26 protein-coding genes are annotated in these 26728 nt (G+C 42.7%); 20 read left to right on the top strand and 6 right to left on the bottom strand.

Annotated elements, in window-relative coordinates:
* Positions 1 to 64: 64 nt before the first annotated feature.
* Positions 65 to 1303 (bottom strand): hypothetical protein, encoded by a 1239-nt coding sequence (locus tag D1164_RS11410; protein ID WP_119350109.1) that lies wholly within the window; start codon positions 1301 to 1303, stop codon positions 65 to 67.
* 244 nt (positions 1304 to 1547) lie between these two features.
* Here D1164_RS11410 and nrfH point away from each other — a divergent pair, with 244 nt between their 5' ends.
* From nrfH to mazG, 5 genes are all read left to right on the top strand, one after another.
* Positions 1548 to 2138 carry a cytochrome c nitrite reductase small subunit gene (gene nrfH, locus D1164_RS11405; protein ID WP_119350108.1) on the top strand — a complete coding sequence of 197 codons (591 nt, stop codon included), beginning with the start codon at positions 1548 to 1550 and terminating at the stop codon, positions 2136 to 2138.
* Positions 2131 to 3648: an ammonia-forming cytochrome c nitrite reductase gene (gene nrfA, locus D1164_RS11400; protein ID WP_119350107.1), complete on the top strand. Its 1518-nt coding sequence runs from the start codon at positions 2131 to 2133 to the stop codon at positions 3646 to 3648. The genes nrfH and nrfA overlap by 8 nt, the downstream gene beginning before the upstream one ends.
* Before the next feature lie 22 nt (positions 3649 to 3670).
* The gene (locus tag D1164_RS11395) at positions 3671 to 4894 is read left to right on the top strand and encodes a hypothetical protein (RefSeq protein ID WP_119350106.1); all 1224 of its coding nucleotides are present in this window, start codon (positions 3671 to 3673) and stop codon (positions 4892 to 4894) included.
* 199 nt (positions 4895 to 5093) lie between these two features.
* Positions 5094 to 6653 carry a PepSY-associated TM helix domain-containing protein gene (locus D1164_RS11390; protein ID WP_119350105.1) on the top strand — a complete coding sequence of 520 codons (1560 nt, stop codon included), beginning with the start codon at positions 5094 to 5096 and terminating at the stop codon, positions 6651 to 6653.
* Positions 6654 to 7016: 363 nt separating this feature from the next.
* Positions 7017 to 7793 carry a nucleoside triphosphate pyrophosphohydrolase gene (gene mazG / locus D1164_RS11385; protein ID WP_119350104.1) on the top strand — a complete coding sequence of 259 codons (777 nt, stop codon included), beginning with the start codon at positions 7017 to 7019 and terminating at the stop codon, positions 7791 to 7793.
* A 31-nt stretch (positions 7794 to 7824) separates the two neighbouring features.
* Here the strand turns inward: mazG and D1164_RS11380 are convergent, their stop codons facing one another.
* The gene (locus D1164_RS11380; protein ID WP_119350103.1) at positions 7825 to 8775 is read right to left on the bottom strand and encodes an aldolase catalytic domain-containing protein; all 951 of its coding nucleotides are present in this window, start codon (positions 8773 to 8775) and stop codon (positions 7825 to 7827) included.
* Complete coding sequence (locus D1164_RS11375; protein WP_172594432.1) at positions 8768 to 9088, bottom strand: chorismate mutase; 321 nt, start codon at positions 9086 to 9088, stop codon at positions 8768 to 8770. Before D1164_RS11375 ends, D1164_RS11380 begins: the two co-directional genes overlap by 8 nt.
* Before the next feature lie 272 nt (positions 9089 to 9360).
* On the opposite strand from D1164_RS11375, the gene thrS reads away from it, so the two are divergent.
* The 5 genes from thrS to D1164_RS11350 all read left to right on the top strand — a co-directional run bounded on the left by thrS (position 9361) and on the right by D1164_RS11350 (position 13441).
* On the top strand, positions 9361 to 11310 hold the full coding sequence (thrS, locus tag D1164_RS11370; RefSeq protein WP_119350101.1) for a threonine--tRNA ligase: 1950 nt from the start codon (positions 9361 to 9363) through the stop codon (positions 11308 to 11310).
* 59 nt (positions 11311 to 11369) lie between these two features.
* Complete coding sequence (gene infC, locus D1164_RS11365; RefSeq protein ID WP_119350100.1) at positions 11370 to 11894, top strand: translation initiation factor IF-3; 525 nt, start codon at positions 11370 to 11372, stop codon at positions 11892 to 11894.
* Positions 11895 to 11930: 36 nt separating this feature from the next.
* The gene (gene rpmI / locus D1164_RS11360) at positions 11931 to 12128 is read left to right on the top strand and encodes a 50S ribosomal protein L35 (protein ID WP_119350099.1); all 198 of its coding nucleotides are present in this window, start codon (positions 11931 to 11933) and stop codon (positions 12126 to 12128) included.
* Positions 12129 to 12234: 106 nt separating this feature from the next.
* Positions 12235 to 12579 (top strand): 50S ribosomal protein L20, encoded by a 345-nt coding sequence (rplT, locus tag D1164_RS11355; protein ID WP_119350098.1) that lies wholly within the window; start codon positions 12235 to 12237, stop codon positions 12577 to 12579.
* A gap of 145 nt (positions 12580 to 12724) precedes the next feature.
* Entirely contained in the window at positions 12725 to 13441 is a 717-nt protein-coding gene (locus D1164_RS11350) for a DNA alkylation repair protein (RefSeq protein WP_119350097.1), read from the top strand.
* A gap of 151 nt (positions 13442 to 13592) precedes the next feature.
* Here the strand turns inward: D1164_RS11350 and D1164_RS11345 are convergent, their stop codons facing one another.
* Positions 13593 to 14351, bottom strand: a complete 759-nt coding sequence (locus D1164_RS11345) for a class I SAM-dependent methyltransferase (RefSeq protein ID WP_119350096.1) — start codon at positions 14349 to 14351, stop codon at positions 13593 to 13595.
* A 605-nt stretch (positions 14352 to 14956) separates the two neighbouring features.
* On the opposite strand from D1164_RS11345, the gene D1164_RS11340 reads away from it, so the two are divergent.
* The 4 genes from D1164_RS11340 to D1164_RS11325 all read left to right on the top strand — a co-directional run bounded on the left by D1164_RS11340 (position 14957) and on the right by D1164_RS11325 (position 18920).
* Complete coding sequence (locus tag D1164_RS11340; RefSeq protein ID WP_119350095.1) at positions 14957 to 16237, top strand: replication-associated recombination protein A; 1281 nt, start codon at positions 14957 to 14959, stop codon at positions 16235 to 16237.
* Between the two features lies 1 nt (position 16238).
* Positions 16239 to 16649: a secondary thiamine-phosphate synthase enzyme YjbQ gene (locus D1164_RS11335; RefSeq protein WP_119350094.1), complete on the top strand. Its 411-nt coding sequence runs from the start codon at positions 16239 to 16241 to the stop codon at positions 16647 to 16649.
* An 81-nt stretch (positions 16650 to 16730) separates the two neighbouring features.
* A complete protein-coding gene (locus tag D1164_RS11330; protein WP_119350093.1) occupies positions 16731 to 18341 on the top strand; it encodes a thiamine pyrophosphate-dependent enzyme in 1611 nt (536 codons plus the stop codon).
* The gene (locus D1164_RS11325; protein WP_119350092.1) at positions 18342 to 18920 is read left to right on the top strand and encodes an indolepyruvate oxidoreductase subunit beta; all 579 of its coding nucleotides are present in this window, start codon (positions 18342 to 18344) and stop codon (positions 18918 to 18920) included.
* Between the two features lie 437 nt (positions 18921 to 19357).
* Here D1164_RS11325 and D1164_RS11320 read toward each other — a convergent pair whose 3' ends face one another.
* Positions 19358 to 19798 (bottom strand): type I restriction enzyme HsdR N-terminal domain-containing protein, encoded by a 441-nt coding sequence (locus D1164_RS11320; RefSeq protein WP_119350091.1) that lies wholly within the window; start codon positions 19796 to 19798, stop codon positions 19358 to 19360.
* Positions 19799 to 19917: 119 nt separating this feature from the next.
* Here D1164_RS11320 and D1164_RS11315 point away from each other — a divergent pair, with 119 nt between their 5' ends.
* The 6 genes from D1164_RS11315 to D1164_RS11290 all read left to right on the top strand — a co-directional run bounded on the left by D1164_RS11315 (position 19918) and on the right by D1164_RS11290 (position 24924).
* Entirely contained in the window at positions 19918 to 20688 is a 771-nt protein-coding gene (locus D1164_RS11315) for an AMP nucleosidase (protein ID WP_119350090.1), read from the top strand.
* A gap of 1 nt (position 20689) precedes the next feature.
* The gene (holA, locus tag D1164_RS11310; RefSeq protein ID WP_119350089.1) at positions 20690 to 21691 is read left to right on the top strand and encodes a DNA polymerase III subunit delta; all 1002 of its coding nucleotides are present in this window, start codon (positions 20690 to 20692) and stop codon (positions 21689 to 21691) included.
* Positions 21691 to 22299: a rhomboid family intramembrane serine protease gene (locus D1164_RS11305; protein WP_119350088.1), complete on the top strand. Its 609-nt coding sequence runs from the start codon at positions 21691 to 21693 to the stop codon at positions 22297 to 22299. Before holA ends, D1164_RS11305 begins: the two co-directional genes overlap by 1 nt.
* Before the next feature lie 102 nt (positions 22300 to 22401).
* Entirely contained in the window at positions 22402 to 23124 is a 723-nt protein-coding gene (locus D1164_RS11300; RefSeq protein ID WP_119350087.1) for a hypothetical protein, read from the top strand.
* Positions 23125 to 23238: 114 nt separating this feature from the next.
* Positions 23239 to 23913, top strand: coding sequence for a hypothetical protein (locus D1164_RS11295; RefSeq protein WP_119350086.1), 675 nt, complete (start codon positions 23239 to 23241; stop codon positions 23911 to 23913).
* A gap of 153 nt (positions 23914 to 24066) precedes the next feature.
* Positions 24067 to 24924 (top strand): hypothetical protein, encoded by an 858-nt coding sequence (locus tag D1164_RS11290; RefSeq protein WP_119350085.1) that lies wholly within the window; start codon positions 24067 to 24069, stop codon positions 24922 to 24924.
* A 146-nt stretch (positions 24925 to 25070) separates the two neighbouring features.
* Here the strand turns inward: D1164_RS11290 and D1164_RS11285 are convergent, their stop codons facing one another.
* Entirely contained in the window at positions 25071 to 26675 is a 1605-nt protein-coding gene (locus tag D1164_RS11285) for a fumarate hydratase (protein WP_119350084.1), read from the bottom strand.
* Positions 26676 to 26728: the final 53 nt, after the last annotated feature.

Here is a 26728-nt window from a genome sequence, read left to right as displayed (position 1 = left end):
ATTCCCGGCCCTTCCTAAAGATTTTCCGGTAATTTTTCAATTTTCAACAAAAGTAAAAGGAAAATTAAAAATTGTAAGCAACCGAAACCAAATTTCTAAAATTTGTTACGGTTTCAGTGTTTTTGACTTTTCCGTAATCACCCGAATCAATATCCCCGTAAGCCGCACTTGTCCAGCTCATTTCCCATCCAACCATAAAATTCTTAAAGAAGTAAATCAATTGGGGCGAAACTTTGTAAATCTTATCTATATCGGTTGCCATTCCATAAAAAGCCCCTTCGTAATAGGGTGCATCTTTCGTTCCAAGATTTTTCATATAACCGGCATACAATCCTACTTTCCATTTCTTGCCATAGGTAAAATTTATCCAGTTATAAATATGATTCAACGGGGTGTAAGTTTCGGCGCCGGTTTCTTCATCGCGTGAGGCTACTGCATATCCACCCGGAAGGAGACTCTCGCTAACATTTTGCCCCCACATTGTTTTGGCTTTCAGCTCAAACATATCTTTCGAATATTTCAGGTAAGCCAAAGCAGCCCAGGTACTCAATTTTTCATCGGTTTTAAAAGTACCGTTAATTCCGATAGTAGAGGTTCTCGGCAAAATACTCTTCCAGTCGATGGCTGCCCCAACAACCCAGTTTTTATTGTAAAACTGCAATTGTGCATGCAGATTGGGGACAACGGCCTCCCGTTGGTATCTGTAAGTTTTCCCATCGGGTCCGTCATTAACATAGTTATACTGATAAACCGCCCCGGCAATAAAATCGAGATTATCTGAAAGATGATGAGTAAGTCTCAATTGGGGAGACCGGTTAAATACCTGAAAGGGAAGACCGGTATTTTCATTTAAAACCGAAGGATATACTTTTTCAATAAAGGAAGGATGCCACGCCCGTCCAAACAGCAGGGTTGTTTTTGGCCAGGCAATGCTGGTATAAGCATGCCTTAAGCGTACACCGTTAGTGGAAGAAAACCCTGTAAAATCAAACTCCAAATAAGCAGAAATCTTTGCATTTCCTATCTCCAACCCTGAAAAGCGGGTACCAAACCGCGAAAATGTATTTAAAAAATGAGCATTGGCCTGGGCGTAAATATCTTCGCCATTATCATCATAAACCGGCCTGTAAGGATAAAACTCAAGCAAGTGGTCGCAGGCACACACATTCTTACGGGAATCAACGATGAAATCGTTCCGGACAAAACCGGTGAAATCAATCTTAATATTTTTCGATGTAGTTACTCCCTGAGGATAAACAGCAAGAGGAATGCAAAAAAACAAAAAATAAAAAATATGTTTCATAGCAAATTTGATTTTTGGTTATTTTTTTGATTATGAACAGATTATATCTGACGCGCGTAAAGTTAACTGAAAAAGGGTGAGATTTTCTTACTGTAAAATAGCTCCACAACATCATTTGGTTATTTATTTTCATTTTAAATAACGAAATTAGTGACTGGAATTTTCACGTAAGTTGTAACATCCGTTACAGATTTTAGGTAGGAGAAAGATAATATTTGTCTTTTAATTAACCGATGTATAATTTATGCTAAAGAAATTGCTTCCGCCGCCAAAATGGAAATTTCCTGTAGCAATAGCCTCAGGAATCTTTGCCGGGCTTGTAATACTCACCCTCTACATGTCGAAGGCACATTCTTATCTTTCAGACAATCCGGAAACGTGTACCAACTGCCACATCATGGCTCCGCAATATGCTACATGGAACCATAGTTCGCACCGGGAGTGGACCAACTGCAACGATTGCCATGTCCCGCACAATAATTTCCTGAACAAATATTACTTCAAGGCGAAAGATGGTTTGCGTCATGCTACCATTTTCACACTAAGAAAAGAACCCCAGGTTATTTTCATAAAAGAAGAAGGCGCCGAGGCGGTGCACCAAAATTGCATCCGGTGCCATTCCGATGTTCTGGTTGACCCGAAAATGGAAGCTACGGTCAATGAACATCACCATCACCGGACAGACAGAAAGTGTTGGGATTGCCACCGGGAGGTTCCTCACGGGAGAATCAACAGCCTCTCGAGTGTCCCCGATGCACGCGTCCCATTGCCTCAAAACCCCGTCCCCGATTGGTTAAAAACATATTTAGAAACTAAAAACCATAAAAATGAGTAACAAAATAAAAATAACAGAAAAACGTCCCTGGCTTGCATGGCTGCTCTTTTTTGCCACCATTATAGTTGTATTCCTTTTGGGACTACTGGCTTCATCAATTGTAGAACGCAGAATGGAGGCCGTTTATGTGAGTACACCACAGACCGACATTCAGCCATATGAACCGAGAAATGAAGTTTGGGGACAAAATTATCCCCGCCAGTTTCAATCGTATTACGGAACGGCCGACACTTCGTTCCGCAGTAAATACAACGGCAATGCAATGATTGACATGCTGGAAGAAGATCCGCGCCTGGTCGTTCTTTGGGCAGGTTATGGCTTTGCCAAAGAATACAACCAGGGGCGAGGCCATTATTACGCCATTGACGATGTACGGAATGTTTTGCGTACCGGTGGCCCAAAAACCTCTGACGACGGCCCCATGCCTTCAACATGCTGGACTTGTAAAAGTCCGGATGTGCCGCGTATGATGAACCAGGAAGGTGTTGCAGCATTTTACACCGGCACCTGGGCACGTCTGGGCGCTGAGGTTGTTAATCCCATTGGATGTGCCGACTGCCACGACGAGGAAACCATGAACCTTCGGATTTCAAGGCCAGCGCTTATCGAAGCTTTTGACAGGCTGGGCAAGGATGTTTCGAAGGCCAGCTACCAGGAAATGCGCAGCCTGGTTTGCGCTCAATGCCATGTGGAATACTATTTCAACAAAGACGTTGCGGAAGGCGCCCAATACCTTACATTCCCATGGGATAACGGTTTTACCGCCGAGGCAATGGAAGAGTATTATGACAACATGGAATTTAGCGACTGGACTCATGCCATGAGCAAGGCCCCAATGTTAAAGGCACAGCATCCGGGCTATGAGGTGTACATGACAGGCATTCATGCCAAGCGAGGTGTGGCCTGTGCCGATTGCCACATGCCTTATATGAGCGAAGGCGGTCAAAAATTCACCGACCATAAAATGCAGTCGCCACTGAATAATGTAGCCAACTCATGCCAGGTCTGCCACCGTGAAGAAGCAGGCAAACTGGTGCAGGATGTGTATGAACGTCAGGATCGGATTATTGAAAACCGCGACGAACTGGAAAAACTTCTCGTCAGAGCGCACGTAGAAGCGAAAAAAGTTTGGGAATTGGGGGCAACTGAAAGCCAGATGGAGGATATTTTAAAGGGAATTCGTCATGCTCAATGGCGGTGGGATTACGCTGCCGCAAGTCATGGAGGTTCATTCCATTCGCCGGTTGAAATTGGCCGTACCATTGCCAATGGGATTACCATTGCACAGGAAGCGCGGATTAAACTGGCACGCCTGCTGGCGGAGTTTGGCCACAATGAAGAAGTTCCCTATCCTGATATTTCCACAAAAGAAAAAGCGCAAAAGTTTATAGGCCTTGATATGGAAAAACTGAATACGGAAAAACAGGAATTTCTGGAAACGGTTGTTCCGCAATGGGTAAAAGAGGCAGAAAAACGGGAAGCATCCTGGGATGTTTCACTCACCAATTAATTTCATTTAACGTTCTAAAGAAATGAGACGAAATATATTTTTAGCCCTTCTGGCAGGAATGCTTTTATTCCAGCCGGAGGTTCGTGCACAGTTCACATTGTCAGGCGAATTCAGGCCACGTACCGAATTCAGCAGAGGATACAAATCGCTCGCTGATGATGGCCAGGATTTATCAACCATAACAACCCAGCGTACCCGTTTAAATGCGCTCTTCGCAACAGATGGGCTAACAACAAAACTGGTGTTACAAGATGTCCGGTACTGGGGAAGTCAGCCGCAGTTAGTTACCAACGAAGATTATGCTACCTCGGTGCACGAAGCATGGGCCGAAGTTAAACTGGCAAAGAACTTTTCGCTGAAAGCAGGCCGGCAGGAACTGATTTATGACGACCACCGCATTTTTGGAAATGTGGGCTGGGCGCAACAGGCACGATCACATGATGTGGCATTATTCAAAATTGAAAATGAAATTACATTACATTTGGGAATTGCCCATCACGAAAATGCAGACGTTACCACCAATTTCTACAACGGGCCGGACGCTTACAAAGACCTGCAATTTTTATGGTTTAATAAAAAGTGGGAACAAACAGGATTGAGTTTGTTGTTCCTGAATAACGGAGTTCCGTTTTTCGTATCGGAGCAGGAGCAGGAAAACCGGTACAGCCAAACCCTCGGAGGCAGAATTACGCATTCGCTGGAAGATGTATCGTTAGCTGCAAATCTTTATATTCAGACCGGAGAGCACGTTTCGGGAAATGATATCAGGGCCATGAATTTTCTGCTGGAAGCTTCTCTGAAAAATGGGATTACCGCAGGACTGGAGCATCTTTCAGGAAATAGTTACGATAAAAACGACAAGGTTTATGCCTTTAATCCACTTTACGGAACCAACCATAAATTCAATGGGTTTATGGATTATTTCTACGTTGGAAATCATATCAACTCCGTTGGGTTAAATGACATCTACGTAAAATACAATTACAAAAAAGACAAATTCGGATTTAACGGGCACCTGCACTACTTTACCTCGGCAGGCAAAATCTCGGCTGATGCCAAAAGCTATCTGGGCACTGAACTGGATTTGGGCATTTCATACAAGGTTCAGCCTAACGCCATACTAAGCGCGGGGTGGTCTGTTATGTTTGCAGGCGAAAGCATGGAATTACTCAAAGGCGGAGATCATACGGCCGGCCAGCACTGGGGATACATTATGCTTTCGGTTACGCCCACTTTCATTCAGTGATACCGGATACGTTTCCGGTTCGTTTGCGGTAAACTTTGTTAAAAGGCAACAGGTAACTTTTACCTTTGTTTTACCCAACAGGCCAAATCGCAAAAACGCTGGTCATACCAAAGGTTTCAGGATTCAGGCTACCCGGAAAGCGGGTAGCTGCAAAGCAAAAAAACAATCTTAAATAACATATTGTTTTTCTTCTAAATACATGAAAAGAAGCAAGTCATTAAAAATATTCAGGAAGCTGCACAAGTGGCCGGGCATTGTTATCGCTTTTCTGGCCATATTATTTGCCGCGTCAGGAATTGTAATGAACCACCGGCAAACATTTTCTTCTATCGACATACCAAGAAACCTGCTTCCTTCTAACTACAGATATGAAAACTGGAACCTGGCTGCGGTAAGAGGATCGCTCCCTTTGGAAAATAATTCGCTTTTGATTTTTGGGAATATCGGAATTTGGCAGACAAACGAAAATCTGGAAAACTTCAGCGATTTTAACCAGGGCTTTCCCCAAGGAATAGACGGGCGAAAAATTTATTCCGTGGTTCAGCTCAACAGCACTTTGTTTGCCGGAACGCATTTCGGGCTTTACCGCCGGAACAAAGTAGAGACAGACGAGTGGCAAAAGATGAAACTGCCGGTGAAACAGGAACGAATTGCAGATGTAAGCCTGAAAGAAGATACGCTTTTGGTACTCACCCGCCACTATTTGCTTAAAACGGTAGACGGAAAAACATTTGAAACCATCCAACTTCCGGAACCGGTTGGTTACGAACGCAAAACAGGTTTATTCAACACCCTTTGGGAACTGCACAGCGGAGAACTGCTCGGACTTCCCGGAAAGCTGGTCGTCGATTTGCTGGGACTGGTCACCATCCTGCTTTCTGTAACCGGTTTACTTCATTTCTTTTTTCCAAAAGTTATCAAACATCGCAAAAAAAAGAGGAAACAGGTAAAATCATTAGCCGGAACTTTTAAAACCAATTTACGCTGGCACAACGTAGTGGGCTATATTTTTGTGGCTTTTCTCATTATCAACACCCTGGCAGGCATTCACCTCCGCCCTCCCCTGTTAATTCCCATTGCCGGCACCAAAGTGGGAATTATTCCGGGTACACACCTTGACAATCCCAATCCTTGGTTTGACAAGCTTCGCAGGGTACATTGGGATGAAAACCAAAACCGCTACCTTATTTCTACTTCCGAAGGTTTCTTTTTGGCTGAAGAAACCTTCAACAAGCCCTTACAGCCCGCTTTTCCTCAACCTCCGGTGAGTGTAATGGGCCTGAATGTACTTAAACCGGTTGGAGAATTTAAATACCTGACAGGTTCCTTTAACAGTATGTTTCTATGGAATTTACGGACCGGCAGCGTGTCAGATTTTTTTACGGGGAAACCCTATGTTGCCCCACAGGGAATGGGCAGTCCTATTGGCGATAATATGGTAGCTGGCCTGGTGGAAGCCGGGGAAAATGCATGGTGGTTCGATTATAACCAGGGGGCTATTTCCCTGTCCGGAAAACCGTTCCCTGAAATGCCGGAAAAAATCCGCCGACAGTCACCTATGTCTTTGTGGAATACAGCACTGGAAATCCACACGGGCCGTATCTTTGAGCACCTCATCGGGCCCTTCTACATCCTCTATGTTCCGCTGGCCGGACTCTGCCTGATAATGGTACTGGTGAGTGGATTTATGATTTGGTGGAAAGCCCACCGAAAAAAAAGGAAAAAACCGGGAGAAAAACCTCCTTCTCATTCCAATTAAATAAAGAAGGCCCAAACTCCATTTAAGTAAAAAATCTATCTACAGACTTCAATTCGAAAATTGTAGCTGTTGACAACTAATACCAATTAAACATGATCTTGAGCCTTATTCTTCCGTTCTTTTGAGTTTATGCTTCGTTAAAAAATATCGCCGTAGCTATGGCTATGCCTCAATTTTTCGCCTTGCTTAAACCCAAAATAATCAAAACAATTTAAGGCTCACTATCAAATTCAATTGATATAAGCCCGCACAAATAGCTTTGAAGTACTAAAGAATAATTAATTTCGTCGAATTGATTTTTCAGGAAAAGGGAATTGCCATCTGATGTAAAAATCATTTAAAATAAATATCCAAAGGAAAACAATGGAACGAAAAATTGAAGCTTTTAAAGAACTGCTTGAGATAATGGACGAACTACGGGAAAAATGCCCGTGGGACAAAGAACAAACCCTGGAATCGCTGCGCAAACTGACCATTGAAGAAACATACGAATTAGGCGACGCTATTCTCAAAAATGATTTGAACGAAATAAAAAAAGAACTGGGCGACCTGATGTTGCATATTGTTTTCTATTCCAAAATCGGATCTGAATATGGAGCATTTGATATGGGAGATGTACTGGAAGGCATTAACAAAAAGCTGATTTACCGCCACCCCCATGTTTTTGGAGACACCGATGTAGATGGTTCGTCGAAAAAAGTGGAAGAAAACTGGGAAGCACTCAAGCTGAAAGAAAAAGGAGGCAATAAACGGGTGCTGGAAGGTGTGCCTGCTGCCATGCCCGCATTAGTAAAAGCCAACCGCATTCAGGAAAAGGCCAGCGGAGTGGGCTTCGACTGGGAAAAACGCGAACAGGTTTGGGAGAAAGTTAAAGAGGAAATAAATGAACTCAGTCATGAGATAAATAAAGTAGATGAAGATAAAATGGAAGCTGAATTCGGCGACCTTTTTTTTGCCATGGTGAATGCTGCCCGGCTTTATGACATCGATCCTGAGGCGGCCCTTGAGCGCACCAACCTGAAATTTATTCAACGTTTTAATTATCTTGAAAGTCAAACCCTCATGAAAGGAAAAAACCTGCACGAAATGAGTCTGGCTGAGATGGATAAAATCTGGGAGGAAGCGAAAAAAGAAGAGTAATTCGTTTTCAGTTTTGGTTCGTAGTAATTTATTATTCGAGCAATTCGTAATCGTGCATCTCTTTCATAAACGCAACAAAATCGTCCTTTTTTTCTGAGTCCATCCACTTCATAGCGCTGCGGGGATGCTCATTCAGGGCGCCTGTAATCAGGTAAGGAACATGGTACCCCCAATCTATTTTATCCTGCCACGGTTTTACCTGGTTTTGAATAACATCGAGAAGCGGAAGCAATCTGTATTTCGGGTTTTTAAGGAATGCAATCAAAACTTCAATCGGGCAATTGCCTGCCCCGCGTCCCATACCGAGCAAAGTGGCGTCAAGCATGGTAGCCCCGTGTATCAGGGAAGTAACCGTATTAGACATAGCCAGCTGCATGTTGTTGTGCGCATGAATCCCCACTTTTTTTCCGGGCAACGCTTTCAAATATTTTTTAACAAGGTATTCAACGCTTTCGCAATACATACTACCAAAACTATCGACGACATAAACGGTCGGCACCTTCGACTGACTCAAATCGTTTAAAGCCTGATCCAACTCCGGCTCGTTTACCTTCGACACTGCCATTAAATTAATGGTTGTTTCATACCCTTTGTCCATACAATGTTCGGCAAGAAAGATGGCTTTATCTATTTGATGTACATAACAGGCTACCCGTATCATATCAATTACGCTTTCACTTTTGGGAGGAATATCTTCCGTATCGATACGTCCGATATCAGCCATAGCAGAAAGTTTCAGATTGGTATTGTTGTCACCCACAATCCTGCGTATATCCCGGTCGTCACAAAATTTCCACGGCCCTACCTCATCTCTCGAAAATGCACGCTCGCTGCTTTTATAGCCAATTTCCATGTAATCGATTCCCGCTTCCACACATCCCTTGTAAACAGCGCGTACAAATTCATCACTAAACTGCCATTTGTTCATAAGTCCACCATCGCGGACCGTACAATCCATCACTTTAATCTCTTTTTTATACATGTTGGTTATTTGTTGTTTTTGATTTCAGGATTTTTAACTCATGCTTAATATTTGATTCGATAAGAAGAGTGTATATTTCTTTAAACACCTCAGCATCAAGCCCGTGATTTTCTGCCCATTCTTTGCGTTGTTCTATTACCTGTTCCTTTCTGTCTCTCGCTTCAATACTCTCCTCATCCTGCTTAAACCGAACTATTTCCTCAATGTATTTATGCCGTTCCGAAAACAATACAATAATTTGCTTATCAATTTTGTCAATTTCATCCCGAATGTCCCCGGCTGAAGAACAATCCTGCGGTTTTTTTAAATCCATGTCTTCGAACATTAAAACTGTTACAATCTTAGGTTTTTGAATGCAAAATAAACAAATATCACTTTAAACATATAACAAACTATAATCAAAATGCACTCTTAATTTAAAAATCGAAACAATCATAGACGAAAATCTTTCTTTTTCGCACAAAACAAGATTCTCGTATAATAATTTTTATAAATCATAAAAAATAGTTCAAGAGAAATAGCCGGAATATGAGTTTATCGAATGAATCATTATCTTTGCACCTCTTAAAAACAGTAATAGAAAACATGATAAAAATTACGCTTCCCGATAGCAGTGTAAAAGAGTTTCCGGATCCGGTTACCAGTTTGGAAATAGCACAGTCCATTTCGCCGCGCCTGGCCAAAGAGGTTTTATCGGCCACAGTAGATGGTGAAACCTGGGATTTAACACGGAAAATTACAAAAGATGCTACGGTTAAACTGAATACCTGGGATGACCGGGAAGGAAAAGAAACATTCTGGCATTCATCTGCACACTTAATGGCCGAAGCCATCGAGTTTTTTTACCCGGGAACCAAATTCGGTATCGGCCCAACGGTAGATACCGGTTTCTATTACGATATTGACCTTCCTGACGGACAGCAGATCGCCGAAAAAGATTTACAAGAGATAGAGAAAAAAATGCTGGAGCTGGCCCGTCAGAAAAATGACATTGTGCGGAAAGAAATTTCCAAGGGCAATGCGATGGAGATGTTCACGCAGAAAAATGACGAGCTGAAACAGGAATTGATTAGTGAGTTGGAAGACGGCACCATTACCCTTTATAACCAGGGCAATTTTACCGACTTATGCCGGGGGCCGCACCTGCCCAATACAGGATACATTAAAGCCATTAAACTAACCTTCATTGCCGGCGCCTACTGGAGAGGAAATGAAAATAACAAAATGCTCACCCGCATTTACGGGGTTACTTTCCCCAAACAAAAAATGCTGGAAGAGTACCTCATAATGTTGGAAGAAGCCAAAAAACGCGACCACCGCAAAATTGGCAAAGAGATGGAGTTATTTACTTTTTCAGAAGCAGTTGGACAGGGGCTGCCTTTATGGCTGCCAAAAGGTGCCCAGCTGAGAATGCAACTGGAAGATTTTCTGAAAAAGGTACAGAAAATGTATGGATACGACCAGGTGATTACACCTCATATTGGCGATGTAAAACTTTACAAAACTTCGGGGCATTACGAAAAATACGGGAAAGATTCGTTTCAGCCAATTACAACACCCGCTGAGGGTGAAGAGTATTTATTGAAGCCGATGAATTGCCCGCATCACTGTGAAATTTACAAAGCAAAACCACACTCATACAAAGACTTACCCCTTCGCATGGCCGAATTCGGGACAGTTTATCGTTACGAGCAAAGTGGCGAACTGCACGGGCTAACCCGTGTGCGTGGTTTTACACAGGACGATGCGCATATCTTCTGCCGGCCCGACCAGTTAAAAGATGAATTTAAAAAGGTAATCGATATTATTTTTATCATTTTCAAAGCGCTGAGTTTTGATGATTATACGGCGCAGATTTCGTTACGCGATCCGGAAAATCCTGCGAAGTACATTGGAAGTGCCGAAAACTGGGACAAGGCTGAAAAGGCCATTATTGAAGCTTGTGAAGAAAAAGGATTGAACACAACCACAGAAAAAGGGGAAGCGGCTTTTTATGGTCCCAAACTCGATTTTATGATTAAAGATGCGCTGGGTCGCAGCTGGCAGCTCGGAACCATTCAGGTCGATTACAACCTGCCGGAACGATTTAATCTGGAATACATCGGCGCCGACGACAATCGCCACCGTCCTGTAATGATTCACCGTGCGCCCTTCGGCTCGATGGAAAGGTTTGTTGCTGTGCTGATTGAACACACCGCCGGAAAATTCCCATTGTGGCTGGCTCCGGAACAGGCCGTTGTTTTGCCAATCAGTGAAAAATACAATGAATATGCCCAAAAAGTTTCAAATATTCTAAATAATTCCGATATTCGCACCGTCGTTGATGATCGTAATGAGAAGATTGGCAGAAAGATACGCGACAACGAGTTAAAAAGGATACCTTATTTATTGATTGTAGGCGAGAAGGAGAAGGATGAAGAAACTGTCTCGGTACGCCGTCAGGGCGAGGGAGACATAGGCCTGCAGCAAATCGGTGAGTTTGCCCGTTTTGTTGCAGATGAAGTGAAAGGTCAATTATCCGGATTGTATAACTAACTAAATAATAGGAGGATTTTACTATAGCTATTAAAAGAAGAGGAGGAGGCCGTCCTTTCATGAGAAGGGATACAGCGCCGCAACACAGGATTAACAGGAATATTACCTCACCTCAGGTACGTTTGGTAGGCGAAAACATCGAAAATCAGGGTGTTTATCCACTAAGAGAGGCGTTAAAAATGGCCGATGAATTGGAATTGGATTTGGTGGAAATTTCGCCTAAAGCAGATCCACCAGTGTGTAAAATAACAGACTACTCCAAGTTTCTTTACCAGCAAAAAAAGAAACAAAAAGAGATGAAAGCCAAAGCGGTGAAAGTAGTGGTTAAAGAAATCCGCTTCGGACCGCAAACCGATGAACACGACTTCGAGTTTAAAATGAGACACGCCGAAAAGTTCCTGAAAGACGGAGCAAAGGTTAAAGCCTACGTGTTTTTTAAAGGAAGATCGATTTTGTTTAAAGAGCAGGGAGAAATTTTGCTGCTCAGGCTGGCTACCGAACTCGAAGAAATAGGCACCGTAGAACAGATGCCTAAGCTGGAAGGGAAACGAATGACAATGATGATTTCACCTAAAAAGAAATAATACAGTTCTTTGATAACATTTTAACAAAGTAGGATTATGCCAAAGATGAAAACGAATTCCGGCGCCAAAAAACGTTTCAGGCTCACCGGAACAGGGAAAATTAAAAGGAAACATGCCTACAAAAGCCACATTTTGACTAAAAAAAGTACAAAAAGAAAACGGAATCTCACTTATTGGACTACCATTGACAAGACCAATGAGAGTAACGTGAAGCTTTTGTTGAACATGAAGTAAAATCCTTTTAATAAAGTAAAAAGAGTTATTAACCAGGTTGCTGTGCTTTAAAGTATTTGCCTGAAAACTGACAGGCGGGACGCCGGTAACCAAAAAAGTAAAAAGTATGCCAAGAAGTGTAAATCATGCAGCATCACGTGCCCGGAGGAAAAAAATTCTGAAAAGGACGAAAGGTTATTTCGGAGCGCGTAAAAATGTTTGGACAGTCGCAAAAAATACCTACGAAAAGGGATTGCAGTATGCATACCGCGACAGGAAAGCCAAAAAAAGATCGTTCCGTGCATTGTGGATCCAGCGTATTAACGCAGCAGCCCGTATTGAAGGGTTGTCGTATTCACAGTTTATGGGACTGTTAAAGAAAAACGATATCGAAATCAACAGGAAAGTACTGGCCGATTTGGCCATGAACCAACCTGAAGCATTTAAAGCTATCGTTGACAAAGTAAAATAACGAATTGTACATTTAGGTGAAATAGAAATAAAGCCCGGGTAATCCCGGGTTTTTTTATGGGGTGATGCGGTTTCTAACCGCATATCCTTTTCTTCTCTGAGGGTACTAAGCTCCCTTAAATTTTGGATATAAAAAAATCAAAACCATGACAAACCATGACGTCTTAACCAGTATTAGAAGAGAGTTACAGGCCGGCGCCGATGAAAAAATTCAGCAATCGGGCAAACGTTTTTTCAAGGAAGAGGTTCGTGCTTACGGTTTCAAAACAGCACTGGTGGGGAAAATGGCAAAACAGAAGTTTAATGGTATCAAAGATTTAGACAAAGCAGCAGTTTTTGCGCTTTGCGAAGAACTTTGGAAATCGGGATACCTCGAAGAATCGTTCATTGCTTGCAACTGGTCCTATTTCCTGCATAAAAACTATGAACCGACCGATTTTCAGGTATTTGAAAACTGGCTTAAAAGTTACGTTACCAACTGGGCTTCGTGCGATACACTATGTAACCATACCATTGGTGAATTTATTGAAATGTACCCGGATTATATTTCCAGTCTGAAAACCTGGACCAAATCAGAAAACCGCTGGGTACGCCGTGGAGCAGCAGTGACCCTCATCATTCCGGCACGAAAAGGAAAATTTCTGAGCGACATCCTTGAAATTGCCAGTGCCCTGCTAACCGATGCAGACGACCTCGTACAGAAAGGCTACGGCTGGATGCTTAAGTCGGCAAGCCAGGCACACCAAAAAGAAATTTTCGACTATGTTGTAAGTAAAAAAGATACCATGCCCCGGACAGCTTTACGGTATGCCATTGAAAAAATGCCGGAAAAACTGAGGAAAGAAGCAATGAAGCGGGGATAGTCTAATTATTATAAGCTATTTATCGATCTGTTCCATTTTCGTATGACATTGACTTTAATGACTTTCTGCAAGAATTCACACATCAAGTGATTACAAAACTCAGGCTCATCAAACCGTTACAATTTTAAGCAGGCTTGCACCACATTTAATTTTACGCTTTCCGTGCAATGGCATAAAAAACCAAATCAGTAATAAATGTTCTCTTGTTTTCCATTCTTTCTTTAGTCAGTCTTGCGTCTAAAGTTTCAAGTTCTAATTCGGAAACATCGTTTATTACATTATGAGATAACATTCTCTCTTTCATATTCTGAGCCAAAAAAGCCCAGTTTGTATGCTGATTTGGTGTACTTACTATAGCTTCTGCCCATAATTTTTCTACTTTCAATCCCGAGTTTGTCAAGATTGTATTTAACTCAATCCCCATATTGAAATTTACATTTTCTTTTTCAAGCGTTTCCCTTATGAGGTCATTTATTCTTTTGTGCTGTGGCATCGATTCCAAACCAATTGGGGTCTGTGAAATGTTGTTTTCTTGCGCTAAAAATATTCCGTTGGGTTTTAAATATTTTATGGCCGCTGCGATTGTGTTTTGGGGGTTGGGCAAATACATTAATACACGTCGAACAATAATTGCGTCAAAATTGGAATGCTCCATTTTGAAATCCTGTGTTATATCACCCACACAAAAATACAGATTCGAGAGTCCCAATTCTTTCGATCTTTCTTTTGCCCGCTCAATAGCCTTTTCATTGCTATCTATACCGACAATAATTCCGTCGGCACCAATGTAATCAGAAAGCAGAAACGACACATTTCCGGCTCCACAACCTAAGTCCAATATTTTCATTCCCGGCTTGATTTCTCCACTTTCAATCAGTTTTCTTGTTGTATCTTCTCCTATATTCGCCATAGTTTCTTTAATTAATTATGTATTTTATGCCATTACGGCTGACCATATTATATTTTCCACTTAAACTATCTCTTTCAAAAGCTACAAGTACTCTTCAAACACAAATAAAATCACTCCTGCGTCTTCCGGATTATTATCCAAAACGGGAAAACAAATCATCCGGTAAATTTTAATATCTACCAATGTTACATATCACCTTACTCCCCTAGCCGCCGGACCTTTTGTAAAGAAAACGGTCTCTCCGACAAGCCTTTCTATTCCGTATTATATTACACCTTAAAATCAGTGCTTTGGTTTTTAACGCGTTAAAACTAAGCATAAAATTTATGTTTTTCAAATAGCAGGAAAAAATTAGCAGCGCGCAATAAATTATGAGTAGCTGGCAACCAGCAGCCGGTTCTGTGTTCCCTTTCGATAAACCATATTTTCTTATCTCTTAACTTTAGCAACCGGGATATTTAGCTTAATGCATCTTTAAAAGCCATTCATATTGTCCGAGAGATAAATGTGCCGTACCCTTTCACGCAGGCACCAAACAAAAAAATATCCTACCTTTGAACCTGCGGAAAAAAATGTAGATTACGAACAGGTAAAAGGAAGGAAAAATGGCTGCAAATCAACCACTGGCAGAACGACTGAGGCCCAAAGTACTGGACGACTACATCGGGCAGGAGCACCTGGTAGGGAAAAATGCCGTTTTGCGTAAAATGATTGAATCGGGCAACCTCTCCTCACTGATTCTTTGGGGACCACCGGGCGTAGGCAAAACCACTTTGGCCAAAATCATTGCCAATACCCTGGAACGCCCGTTCTATACTCTCAGCGCCATCAACTCGGGGGTAAAAGATGTGCGCGAGGTGATTGAAAAAGCAAAAAAACAGCAATTTTTCAATCGTCCCAATCCCATCCTGTTTATCGACGAAATTCACCGGTTCAGCAAGTCGCAGCAAGACTCGCTACTGGGCGCCGTGGAAAACGGAACCATAACCCTCATTGGCGCCACCACCGAAAACCCGTCGTTCGAAGTTATCTCTCCCCTGCTCTCCCGCTGTCAGGTTTATGTTTTGGAGCCTCTTAGCAAAGAAGGACTTTTAAAACTGGTAGACACGGCCATCAAAAAAGACGTAGAGCTTAAAAAGAAAAAAATTGATATACAAGAAGAAAGAGCCTTGTTGCGCTACTCAGGTGGCGATGCCCGCAAGCTGTTGAATGTGCTGGAACTGGTAGTTTTTTCAGAAAGCGGGAATGCCATCGGGATTACCGACGAAAAAGTGACAGCCTGCCTGCAAAAAAACCTTGCGATGTACGACAAGCAGGGCGAAATGCACTATGACATTATCTCAGCCTTTATAAAGAGTGTGCGCGGCAGCGATCCGGATGCGGCAGTTTACTGGCTGGCCCGCATGATAGAAGGCGGTGAAGATGTCAAATTTATTGCCCGGCGGCTACTCATCCTCGCCGCCGAAGACATCGGGCTGGCTAATCCCAACGCATTGCTTCTGGCCCAAAGCACATTCGATGCGGTGCATCAGATTGGCTATCCAGAGTCACGCATTGTACTTTCAGAGTGCACCATTTATCTGGCTACCTCGCCCAAAAGTAACTCGGCTTACATGGCCATCAACGAAGCTTTGGCGCTGGTGCAAAAAACGGGAAACCTGTCTGTTCCCCTGCACATCCGCAACGCACCTACCAAACTCATGAAAGAAATCGGTTACGGAAAAGATTACAAATATGCCCACTCCTACCAAAACAATTTTGTGGAGCAGGATTTTCTTCCCGGAGAAATAAAAAACGAACGGTTTTACCAGCCTGGTAAAAACCAGCAGGAAGGGAAAATCCTCGAACGGTTGCAAATGTGGTGGGGAAAACGATTTGGAGGTTAATATGATTCAACAAACTGAAATAACACTGCCCCGGCTGGGAAGAGGATACCATTTAATAACCTCTTTCATCGAAAAACAATTGCCATCATTGCCGGAAAAAGGATTACTGCATATTCTGGTTAAACATACTTCGGCAGGAATTACGATAAACGAAAATGCGGACCCGTCGGTGCGCACTGATTTCGAATCGTTTATCAACAAAATGATTCCGGAAGACGATCCGGTATATGTACATACTTACGAGGGTAGCGACGATATGCCAGCCCACCTGAAATCGTCGGTTATCGGAGCCGAAGTGACCATTCCGGTCACCAACCACCGCCTTAACCTGGGAACCTGGCAGGGTATCTATTTTTGCGAATTCCGGAATTTTGGAGGAAGCCGCAAACTGGTAATTACAATTTTCAGTTAATTTCTTTGCGTCCCTGATATTTATTGTTTTTTGCGTCCGATAAAAATCCTATTTTGTCACGCAAACAAACCAGAAATTATAATGGAAAGGAAATTACTGTTAGGAGTAGAAGCCATCGGGCAGGCAGCAGTAGATGCAGGAATTTCGGGCGTTTATGCTTACCCCGGAACTCCGTCCACCGAAATAACGGAATATATTCAACATAACAAGACGGCTGGTGAACGAAACATTCACCGCGAATGGTCAGCGAACGAAAAAACAGCCCTTGAAGCAGCATTGGGTATGTCATATGCCGGAAAACGTGCCATGGTATGCATGAAACATGTAGGGCTGAATGTGGCTGCAGATGTATTTATGAACATGGCCATTACAGGTATCAATGGGGGGCTGGTAATTACTGTAGCTGATGATCCTTCCCAGCATTCGTCCCAAAACGAACAAGACTCACGGTTTTACGGCAAGTTTGCCATGGTTCCCGTATTTGAGCCCTCCAACCAGCAGGAAGCATACGACATGACATACGAAGCGTTTGCTTTCTCAGAAAAAACAGGATTGCCGGTAATGATGCGCATTCCTACCCGTTTGGCCCACTCACGGGCTGGTGTAGTGCCTAAACCTGTGCTGGATGAAAACCTGCTCCGGTTACCCGAAAACCTGATGCAATTTATGCTGCTTCCGGCTTACGGCCGGAAATACTACCAAAACCTGCTCGACAAGCAGGGCTGGCTGGAAGAACTTTCAGAAAAATCAGCTTTCAACAATTATTTTGAAGGAAAAGAAAAAAGCCTCGGGATTGTTTGCTGCGGTATTGCTTACAATTACCTCATGGAGAATTACCCGGACGGTAACTGCCCTTACCCGGTGGTAAAAATAACCCATTACCCTGTCCCGAAAGACATGTTACAGCAGCTCGAAAATGAATGTGACGAGTTGCTCGTTGCAGAAGAGGGATACCCATTAGTAGAAGAAATGCTCTCCGACTTCTTTGGAAAAGGCACCAAAGTTTCCGGAAGACTAAACGGCTCCCTGCCACGCCGGGGTGAGCTGAACCCCGACCACCTGGCCAAAGCGCTGGGCAAAGAATTGGAAAAGCCGCTTGAAATGCCTGAAACATTGGTAGGACGACCTCCTTCTCTTTGCGCTGGATGCGGTCACCAGGACACATACGATGCATTAAACGAAGTGATTGCAGACATAGGCAACGGCAGGGTTTTCTCCGATATTGGATGTTACACACTGGGTGCATTGCCACCTTATAACACCATCAATACCTGTGTGGACATGGGCGCTTCCATTACTATGGCAAAAGGGGCTGCTGATGCCGGCCTGTCACCGGTATTTGCCGTAATTGGCGATTCTACGTTTACCCATTCCGGAATTACAGGGTTACTTGATTGTGTGATTGAAAAATCAAACGTCAATATCCTGATTGTGGATAACGAGACCGTGGCCATGACCGGCGGCCAGGATTCATCAGCCAAAGGGCGTATTGAAAAAATCTGCGAGGGAGTGGGAGTCAATCCGGAACACATTCGGCTTTTTGTTCCGCTGAAAAAAAATCACGATGAGATTGTACGGATTATCCGGGAAGAGATAGCTTTTAACGGGGTCTCAGTTATCATCGGACGCAGGGAATGTGTGCAAAGGGTAGCAAAAATGAAAAAGTTGAACAAAGTAAAAAAACAGGCATAAATGAAGACTGATATCATACTGGCAGGCGTAGGCGGACAGGGGATCCTTTCCATTGCCGCTTCTCTGGGGGCTGCAGCACTCAATGAAAACTACTACCTTAAACAAGCGGAAACTCATGGCATGAGCCAACGGGGGGGCGCTGTAGTTTCACACTTGCGCATTGCCGACCATCCCATCTATTCCGACCTGATCCCAACGGGAAGCGCCGATCTTATCCTTTCGGTAGAGCCAATGGAAGCGCTGCGTTATCTTCCCTATCTTTCACCTGAAGGTAGTTTGGTAACGAACACGGCAGAATTCAAAAATATTCCCAACTACCCGGAACTGAACAAAACCTTTGAAGAACTCGCCCATAAAATTAGTATCATCCGAATTGACGCTGATCAGATGGCACGCGATAAGGGCAATCCCAAAGCCTCGAATATGGTGATGCTGGGTGCCGCTTCTCCCTTTATTGCCATCCACGATGACATTATCATAAAAGGAATTGAAACAATATTCAGGGAAAAAGGGGAAAAGATTGTCAACCAGAATGTGGAAGCATTTAAAGCAGGAAGGGCATTTGCCTTGCAGAAATAGATAGCTTTTGCCCGCATTACAAAATCCTGATTCAATGAAACCGGTGGCACTTTCCGGGTTGAATGTTGACTACTGGGCTTGTTCGTAGAGACAAATATCCAATGCAGAATACTCAATATTCAATTTCCAAATACGAAGAACAGCAGCGTCTTAGTGGAGTATTGGATATTGATTATTTAGATTGACTTCAGAAAATACCCGATGAAGAAAAACAAACTATTAATATACTGACATACAAAAAATTTATTTATTGATCATTGGATATTGGTTGTTAATTATTGGAAATTTTATTAGGAAATATCCAATGCAGAATACTCAATTTTAAATATCCTAATAGGAAAAGCATCGGGTTCTCTGTTGAGTGTTTGGCGGGTTCAGAAAATACAAGTCCTTTTCCCTTCTGGTTTATCTCGTTTTGCAAAACGGAATGGAAAGCGTCAAAAGGCAGGCACCTCTTTAAGGAACTTGTAGCTATTGACTTCATAATCAATTTCGCACACAAAGTGTTGCATTCCGTTTGAAACAACTACTCGTTCTACTTTCAAAGCCATATTGTAACGCACCACCTGGTCGAATGTATCCTGTGAAATTTTTACACCGGGAGCCTTAAATTCGGCAATAAGCAACGGCTCTCCGTTGCGTCGGTAAACCAGTAGATCGAATCGAAATTGTTTTCCGTTCAGAATGATCTGTTTCTCCACTGCCATCAGTGACTCCGGGTATTTTTTCTCGTGTACCAGGTACCGGATAAAATGTTGCCGCACCCACTCTTCGGGCGTCAGCAATACATAGCGCTTTCGTACCCCGTCGAAAATATAGCTTTTCCCTTCTTCTTTTTTTATCCTGAACTCGTAAGACGGTAAATTTAACGTTTGCATTCAGCCTTTGCTCCTTTTAACTTTTAAACAAATATTGGCAGGCAAAACGGAAAAACGTACTTTTGTACGGACCTGCTATTTTGAACAAAATAAATCATTCTTCATTAATTTTGGAGTACATGAAGACAAAAAAAGAGATTGTGGAAAACTGGCTTCCGCGTTATACGGGCAAAAAGCTGGAAGATTTCGGGGAGTACATTCTACTCACCAATTTCATGGATTATGTGGAAAAATTTTCTCTGCGTTTTGAGGTGCCCATTATCGGAAGTGATAAAAATATGCCAAATGCCACTGCTGAAGGAATTACCATCATCAACTTTGGAATGGGCAGCCCCAATGCTGCAACGGTAATGGACCTTCTAAGCGCCATAAACCCGCAGGGAGTCCTTTTTTTGGGTAAATGCGGCGGGTTGAAAAAGAAAAATCAGCTGGGCGACCTTATCCTTCCCATTGCCGCTATCCGCAACGAAGGAACGTCAGCAGACTACCTTCCGGTTGAGGTACCGGCTCTCCCGGCATTCAACATTCATCGTGCCGTTTCGCACGTTTTGCGAAACAGTGGCTCCGATTACTGGACCGGGGTAGTTTACACCACCAACCGACGCGTATGGGAGTATGATGAAAAATTCAAAAAGTACCTGACCCAAACCCGCGCAATGGCCATTGACATGGAAACGGCCACACTGTTTACCGTGGGATTTGCCAACAAAATACCCACCGGGGCGCTGTTGTTGGTCTCCGACCAGCCCATGATTTCTGCCGGGGTAAAAACCAGCAAAAGCGATAAACTGGTAACCCTCAAGTATGTGGATATCCATTTACAGGCAGGCATTGATGCATTGCTCGAAATAAAGAATAACGGCCTTTCTGTAAAACACTTAAAGTTTTAACATGGAATTCGATATCATTCTGCAAAACCTGAAAAAACAAGTTTATCACCCTATTTACCTGCTGCAGGGTGAAGAGCCCTATTTTATCGATCAGGTTTCCAACTATATTGAAAAAAATGTGCTGACTGAAGCAGAAAAAGGCTTTAACCTGACCATTTTTTATGGAAAAGACTCGGAGCCGCAAACCATTGCAGAAGCGTCGCTCAGGTACCCGATGATGGCCGACAGGCAGGTAATTATTGTAAAAGAAGCACAAAGTCTCAAAAGAATTGAAGACCTGGTATTTTACGCTGAAAAGCCGATGCCTTCTACTATCCTCGTTTTAAATTATAAATACAAAAATCTGGATGCCCGCACCAAATTGTACAAGGCTATTAAATCGAAAGGAGTTATCCTTTCTACCAAACAAATTTATGAAAGCCAGGTGCCGGCATGGATTGAAAACTACCTGAAACAATACAATTACACCATTATACCGCAGGCCAGTCAGATTTTAACTGCCTCGCTGGGCACCGAACTCAGCAAAATCTCCAACGAACTGAACAAACTGGTGATTGCAGTTAAAGATACCAACCGTATTACGCCCGAGCACATCGAAAAGAACATTGGTCTCAGTAAAGATTTTAACCTGCTGGAATTACAGGATGCTTTGGGGAGCAAGAACGTTTTAAAGGCCAACCAAATCATCAACTATTTCGGCTCCAATCCGCAACAGCACCCAATCCAGAAAACAACAGCTACCCTGTTCAGCTTTTACTCCAAAATTTTTTCTTATCACTTTTTAAAAGACAAATCGGAAAGAGGCGCTATTCAAAAAATGGGAGGACACCCTTTTTACATCAAAAAAATAATGGCCGCTGCCAAAAAATACTCCCCGACCAAACTTTATGAAATAATGGGTATCTTGCGCGAATACGATTTAAAAAGCAAAGGCTTGGGGGTTTCTACACTGGTCGATACCGCCGAACTGCAAAAAGAAATGATATATAAAATTTTACATTGATGATAACCTGGTTAATAATAGGAACAACGGCGGCAGTGTCGTTTCTGGCATTTCAAAATGTGGCGCTGATGGAAAAACTTCAGTTTAACGCTGCGCAGATCGTTCACCGAAAACAGTATTACCGGTTGATTTCTCATGCCTTTGTGCATGTAAGTTGGACACATCTGATTGTAAATATGCTGGTTTTGTTCTTTTTCGGAAGAAATGTTGAAAATTATTTCAGTTACTTCTTCGGCAATAAAGGAGAGTTTTATTTTGTGATACTCTACCTCGGCGGCATGCTGGTTTCCAATGTCTGGAGCCTGATAAAGCACCAGAACGATTACTACTACAACGCAGTGGGTGCATCGGGAGCCGTTTCGGCAGTGCTGTTTACTTTTATTTTTCTCGATCCCTGGGAAAAACTCTATCTATTTGCCATCATTCCTATTCCGGGTATTGTTTTTGGAGTGGGTTACCTCATTTATTCCTATCAGATGAGCAAACGAAAAATGGACAATGTAGCACACGACGCCCACTTTCTTGGGGCGGTTTTCGGATTTGTTTTCCCTATCATACTGAACCCCGAACTGTTTAAACGGTTTATCGAACTTTTGCCAAATTTTTAACAAAAATTTGGGCTGACTTCCTTAACTTTAGCATCTGTATATTAATGCGAAGCAAAAATGCTGTGCTTTCGCGGATAATTACAACCGTTTAAACCTGTGAAAATGAAAAACCAAGCCATGTACCTGACTGATCTGTCAAGCAGGTATCTGTACAAAGCCGGAGGATTTACGGCATTGCTGTTCCTGATTTATTCTTTTGCAACCATTCTGATTTTAGTATTTTTGAAAGGTGGGTATCCGGAAACGGCTCAAGAGTGCTTCAACATGCTGGAAGAGGATAAATTTGCAGCTCTTTTAAGGCTCGACATAATTTCAATTATTGTAATCCCATTTTACTATCTTCTCTTTTTCAGTTTGTATCAGTCGCTCAAAACAGGTTACGAACTGATTGCCCAAATTGCGCTGTTTTGTACACTTGCCGGGGTAACCATTTTCATCTCCGATGTAAATTTAGCTTCTATTGTAATCATAAACGATAAATACCAACAGGCAACAACTCCCGAAATAAAGCAGCAACTGCTTGCCGCGTGTGAAGGAATGCTGGCCAGCGATATGTGGATAAATACCGGGGCAATTATCAGGGGAATTCTAATTGAAACCGGTGCCGTTATTTTTTCAATTCTTATGCTAAAAACAACTATATTCAATAAAACAACCGGCTGGATAGGTTTACTGACGCATGGCTTCGACCTTTCAAGTATTGTTATCGGACTGTTTTATCAGCCAATAAAAGAAGCTTTTATCATGATTGCCGGCCCGTTGTACATGGTATGGTTTGTTCTGATTGGAGTAAGGCTTTTTCGGTTGGGGAAAGAAAACAGTTAAAAGCAAACAATTAGTATGGACTATGGCAAATTATCATTCTCGCATTTAGCGGACCTGAAGTTTTAATACCATATAATAAGCAGGTGAACTACTAAATAAAAGGAGGAATTAGTAATGTATCAAACCAAAACAACCACAACAAAATCAAAAGCACGCAGAATAACCACAATCATACTGGGCTTTGCACTGGCCATGGGAGGAATACACCATGGTTTTTTTGAAATACTGCAAGGCAATACTCCCACAAACGGAATGTTTATAGAATCGATAGGCCCCGATCACCGGATTTGGCTTCACGGCAATGACCCGGCCGTAACGCTGATACCTAACTTTTTGTATACCGGAATGGCCTCCGTAGTTACCGGCATCCTGATAATTTTTTGGACCATCTTTTTTATTGACAAAAAACATGGCCCGTCCATTTTTCTCCTGCTTTTTATACTACTGACGCTAACAGGTGGAGGAATCGGACATATCCCATTTTTTATCCTTGCATGGGCCTATGCAACGAATACCCGATCGGACCTGAACTGGTGGAAAAAAAACTTACCCGAAAAATGGAAAAGAAACCTGGCAAAAGTCTGGCTTCCGGTAACAATTCTTTCAGCTTTGTTTTTTATCACCGGGCTGGAAATCTCCGTTTTCGGATTTGTACCCGGCACATCTGACCCGGAAATAATCCTGACAGTTTGCTGGTCGTTCCTTTTCGGGTCACTTTTACTTATCAATGTCTCCTACATTTCAGGATATGCTTATGATCTTCTGCACAACAAGCAACATATACAATAAACAAATCTGACCAAAAGATTAAAATGGAAAAATCCATTTTCATTCATTTTGACCAAACTGTAAAAACTTCACAAAAAAAAATAGAAGCGAACGCACCGGCGGAGTGGATAAAAATTTGTGAATCAACAACAAAAAAATAATTATACCAGAAATATGAAACAAAAACAAACCGTAACCATCCTCATTACAACCATCGTTCTTTTATCCGGAGTTGCTACTGTTACAGGAATTTTTTCCTCAGGTGGCGTAGGGAACTATACCTATGAAACCATCCGGCAAAAAACCGTAACCATCTACGGAAAAGGAATTTATAAACACATGTCAGCAGATTTGGCCATTCAGGGAATTGCACAGGATATAATTACCTTGTGTATTGGCATCCCGCTTTTACTGATTGCCCTTTGGGGTTTCAGAAAAGGTTCAGTAAAAAGCCGTTTCTTACTGGCCGGTGCAACAGGTTATTTTTTCGTAACCTACCTTTTCTACAGTGCTATGGCGATGTATAACGAACTATTCCTGGTGTATGTCACTCTCCTGGCACTGAGTTTTTTCTCCTTATTCAATCTGCTGACATCTTTTAAACCGGAAACGGTATCCGAATATTTTTCAACCAAAACTCCGGCAAATTTTACAGGAGGCTTTTTGATTTTCAACGCTGTTGCTATTGCCCTGATGTGGCTGGGAAGGGTCGTTCCTCCCCTACTCGACGGAACTATTTATCCGAATGACTTGCAACATTATACTACGCTGATTGTGCAAGGTTTCGATTTGGGATTACTGCTTCCCATCTCATTTATTTCCGGATTGTTACTGAAAAGAAAAAATCCGATGGGATACCTTACTGGTGTTCCCTATGTGATTTTCCTGTCCATTCTGATGACTTCTCTTTCAGCTAAAATAATTGCAATGGGAATTAACGGGGTCAATATTATTCCGGCAGTATTTATTATTCCGGCCATTAACCTCGTAACTATTACCTGTGCGGTTATGATGCTCAGAAGTATAAAATAAAAACTTTCAAGGATTTAAAATCCTTGAAAGTTTTATGCCCCAAAGCTCCATTGCCTATGCGGAGCCTGGAAAAGAATAGAATTTGCTCAAATGGAGGTGTGGATCCAACGTATCACGTTTTAAGAGACTCCGGCACCCGGCTCCTTTTATAACTGCTTAAAAAAATCATTGCCTTTGTTATCGACAATAATAAATGCAGGGAAATTCTCTACTTTAATCTTTCTCACTGCTTCCATTCCCAGCTCTGGAAAATCGATTACTTCCACCGATTTAATACTGTTGCGGGCCAGAATAGCCGCCGGTCCGCCAATTGAGCCAAGATAAAAACCACCATGTTTTTCACAGGCATCGGTTACCTGCTGCGAACGATTCCCTTTTGCCAGCATCACCATCGAACCACCGTGTTGCATAAATTCATCCACATAAGGATCCATCCTTCCGGCAGTGGTAGGGCCAAAACTCCCGCTAGGCATTCCTTTTGGTGTTTTAGCAGGTCCGGCGTAATACACGGGGTGATTTTTAAAATAGTCAGGCATCGGTTTACCATCATCGATCATTTTTTTGATTTGTGCATGGGCAATATCACGTGCAACGATCAAGGTTCCCTTCAGGTTCAGACGGGTTTTCACCGGATATTTTGAAAGTTCCTTCAAAATATCTTCCATCGGCTGGTCAAGATCAATATCTACTGCTGGCTGCAGGTGCGGCGCTTCTTTGGGAAGGAATCGGGCCGGATTTTTCTCCAGCTCTTCAAGGAAAATCCCGTCAGAAGTAATTTTAGCTTTAATATTTCGGTCGGCGCTGCAACTCACCCCCAAACCAACAGGGCACGAAGCGGCATGCCGGGGCAAACGAATTACGCGCACATCATGTACAAAATATTTCCCGCCAAACTGAGCGCCAATACCACTCTTCCGGCAAATTTCCTCTACTTTCTTTTCCCATTCCAAATCACGGAATGCCTGTCCTCCTTCATTGCCTTCAGTAGGCAAATTATCGTAATAACCAGCTGAGGCTTTTTTCACTGCTGCCAGAGTAGCTTCCGCAGAAGTACCGCCAATAACCAGCGCCAGGTGATAAGGCGGACAGGCAGAAGTACCTAAATCATAAATCTTTTCCTGAACAAATTTAGTCAGGTTTTCCTCTGTCAACAACGATTTGGTTTGCTGGTACAAAAAAGTTTTATTACCGGATCCACCGCCTTTGGTAATGAATAGAAACTCATAGCTGTTCCCTTCCTCCGCATAAATATCGATCTGAGCCGGCAGGTTGGTTCCGGTATTTTTTTCCGTAAACATGGAAAACGGGACCACCTGTGAGTACCTCAGATTTTTCTCGTCGTACGTATTATAAATTCCCTGCGACAAGTGTTTGGCATCATTCACGCCGGTAAATACATTTTCCCCTTTTTTCCCTACTACAATGGCAGTCCCGGTATCCTGACAGGTAGGCAATTCACCTTCGGCAGAAACTACCTGGTTCAACAACATCGTGTGAGCCACAAACCGGTCATTATCGGTAGCTTCCGGATCTTGCAGAATATCGGCCAGTTTTTTCAAATGGGTTGCACGCAAATAAAAAGAAACATCTGTAAATGCCTCGCGGGCAAGCAACTCAAGTCCTTCAGGAGCTACCTTCAAAATTGTACGTCCGTCACATTCTGTAACGGAAACATAATCTTTGGTAAGTAACCGGTAAGGAGTATCATCTTTCAAAATAGGAAAGGGCTTTTGGTATTTAAAATCTGTCATTTCTGTTGATTTAAATTTTCTTTACGGCAAAGATAAAACTATTCCCTGTTCCA

The organism is Mariniphaga sediminis (assembly GCF_003573545.1).
Taxonomy (GTDB): domain Bacteria; phylum Bacteroidota; class Bacteroidia; order Bacteroidales; family Prolixibacteraceae; genus Mariniphaga; species Mariniphaga sediminis.
Note: the sequence above shows the minus strand (reverse complement) of the source record. Positions and strands in the feature narration are given on the sequence as shown.

Excerpts from the sequence above, each read along its gene's own strand:
- D1164_RS11410 (WP_119350109.1), bottom strand. The coding sequence starts at position 1,303 with ATGAAACATATTTTTTATTTTTTGTTTTTTTGCATTCCTCTTGCTGTT.
- nrfH (WP_119350108.1), top strand. The coding sequence starts at position 1,548 with ATGCTAAAGAAATTGCTTCCGCCGCCAAAATGGAAATTTCCTGTAGCA.
- nrfA (WP_119350107.1), top strand. The coding sequence starts at position 2,131 with ATGAGTAACAAAATAAAAATAACAGAAAAACGTCCCTGGCTTGCATGG.
- D1164_RS11395 (WP_119350106.1), top strand. The coding sequence starts at position 3,671 with ATGAGACGAAATATATTTTTAGCCCTTCTGGCAGGAATGCTTTTATTC.
- D1164_RS11390 (WP_119350105.1), top strand. The coding sequence starts at position 5,094 with ATGAAAAGAAGCAAGTCATTAAAAATATTCAGGAAGCTGCACAAGTGG.
- mazG (WP_119350104.1), top strand. The coding sequence starts at position 7,017 with ATGGAACGAAAAATTGAAGCTTTTAAAGAACTGCTTGAGATAATGGAC.
- D1164_RS11380 (WP_119350103.1), bottom strand. The coding sequence starts at position 8,775 with ATGTATAAAAAAGAGATTAAAGTGATGGATTGTACGGTCCGCGATGGT.
- D1164_RS11375 (WP_172594432.1), bottom strand. The coding sequence starts at position 9,088 with ATGGATTTAAAAAAACCGCAGGATTGTTCTTCAGCCGGGGACATTCGG.
- thrS (WP_119350101.1), top strand. The coding sequence starts at position 9,361 with ATGATAAAAATTACGCTTCCCGATAGCAGTGTAAAAGAGTTTCCGGAT.
- infC (WP_119350100.1), top strand. The coding sequence starts at position 11,370 with ATGAGAAGGGATACAGCGCCGCAACACAGGATTAACAGGAATATTACC.
- rpmI (WP_119350099.1), top strand. The coding sequence starts at position 11,931 with ATGCCAAAGATGAAAACGAATTCCGGCGCCAAAAAACGTTTCAGGCTC.
- rplT (WP_119350098.1), top strand. The coding sequence starts at position 12,235 with ATGCCAAGAAGTGTAAATCATGCAGCATCACGTGCCCGGAGGAAAAAA.
- D1164_RS11350 (WP_119350097.1), top strand. The coding sequence starts at position 12,725 with ATGACAAACCATGACGTCTTAACCAGTATTAGAAGAGAGTTACAGGCC.
- D1164_RS11345 (WP_119350096.1), bottom strand. The coding sequence starts at position 14,351 with ATGGCGAATATAGGAGAAGATACAACAAGAAAACTGATTGAAAGTGGA.
- D1164_RS11340 (WP_119350095.1), top strand. The coding sequence starts at position 14,957 with ATGGCTGCAAATCAACCACTGGCAGAACGACTGAGGCCCAAAGTACTG.
- D1164_RS11335 (WP_119350094.1), top strand. The coding sequence starts at position 16,239 with ATGATTCAACAAACTGAAATAACACTGCCCCGGCTGGGAAGAGGATAC.
- D1164_RS11330 (WP_119350093.1), top strand. The coding sequence starts at position 16,731 with ATGGAAAGGAAATTACTGTTAGGAGTAGAAGCCATCGGGCAGGCAGCA.
- D1164_RS11325 (WP_119350092.1), top strand. The coding sequence starts at position 18,342 with ATGAAGACTGATATCATACTGGCAGGCGTAGGCGGACAGGGGATCCTT.
- D1164_RS11320 (WP_119350091.1), bottom strand. The coding sequence starts at position 19,798 with ATGCAAACGTTAAATTTACCGTCTTACGAGTTCAGGATAAAAAAAGAA.
- D1164_RS11315 (WP_119350090.1), top strand. The coding sequence starts at position 19,918 with ATGAAGACAAAAAAAGAGATTGTGGAAAACTGGCTTCCGCGTTATACG.
- holA (WP_119350089.1), top strand. The coding sequence starts at position 20,690 with ATGGAATTCGATATCATTCTGCAAAACCTGAAAAAACAAGTTTATCAC.
- D1164_RS11305 (WP_119350088.1), top strand. The coding sequence starts at position 21,691 with ATGATAACCTGGTTAATAATAGGAACAACGGCGGCAGTGTCGTTTCTG.
- D1164_RS11300 (WP_119350087.1), top strand. The coding sequence starts at position 22,402 with ATGAAAAACCAAGCCATGTACCTGACTGATCTGTCAAGCAGGTATCTG.
- D1164_RS11295 (WP_119350086.1), top strand. The coding sequence starts at position 23,239 with ATGTATCAAACCAAAACAACCACAACAAAATCAAAAGCACGCAGAATA.
- D1164_RS11290 (WP_119350085.1), top strand. The coding sequence starts at position 24,067 with ATGAAACAAAAACAAACCGTAACCATCCTCATTACAACCATCGTTCTT.
- D1164_RS11285 (WP_119350084.1), bottom strand. The coding sequence starts at position 26,675 with ATGACAGATTTTAAATACCAAAAGCCCTTTCCTATTTTGAAAGATGAT.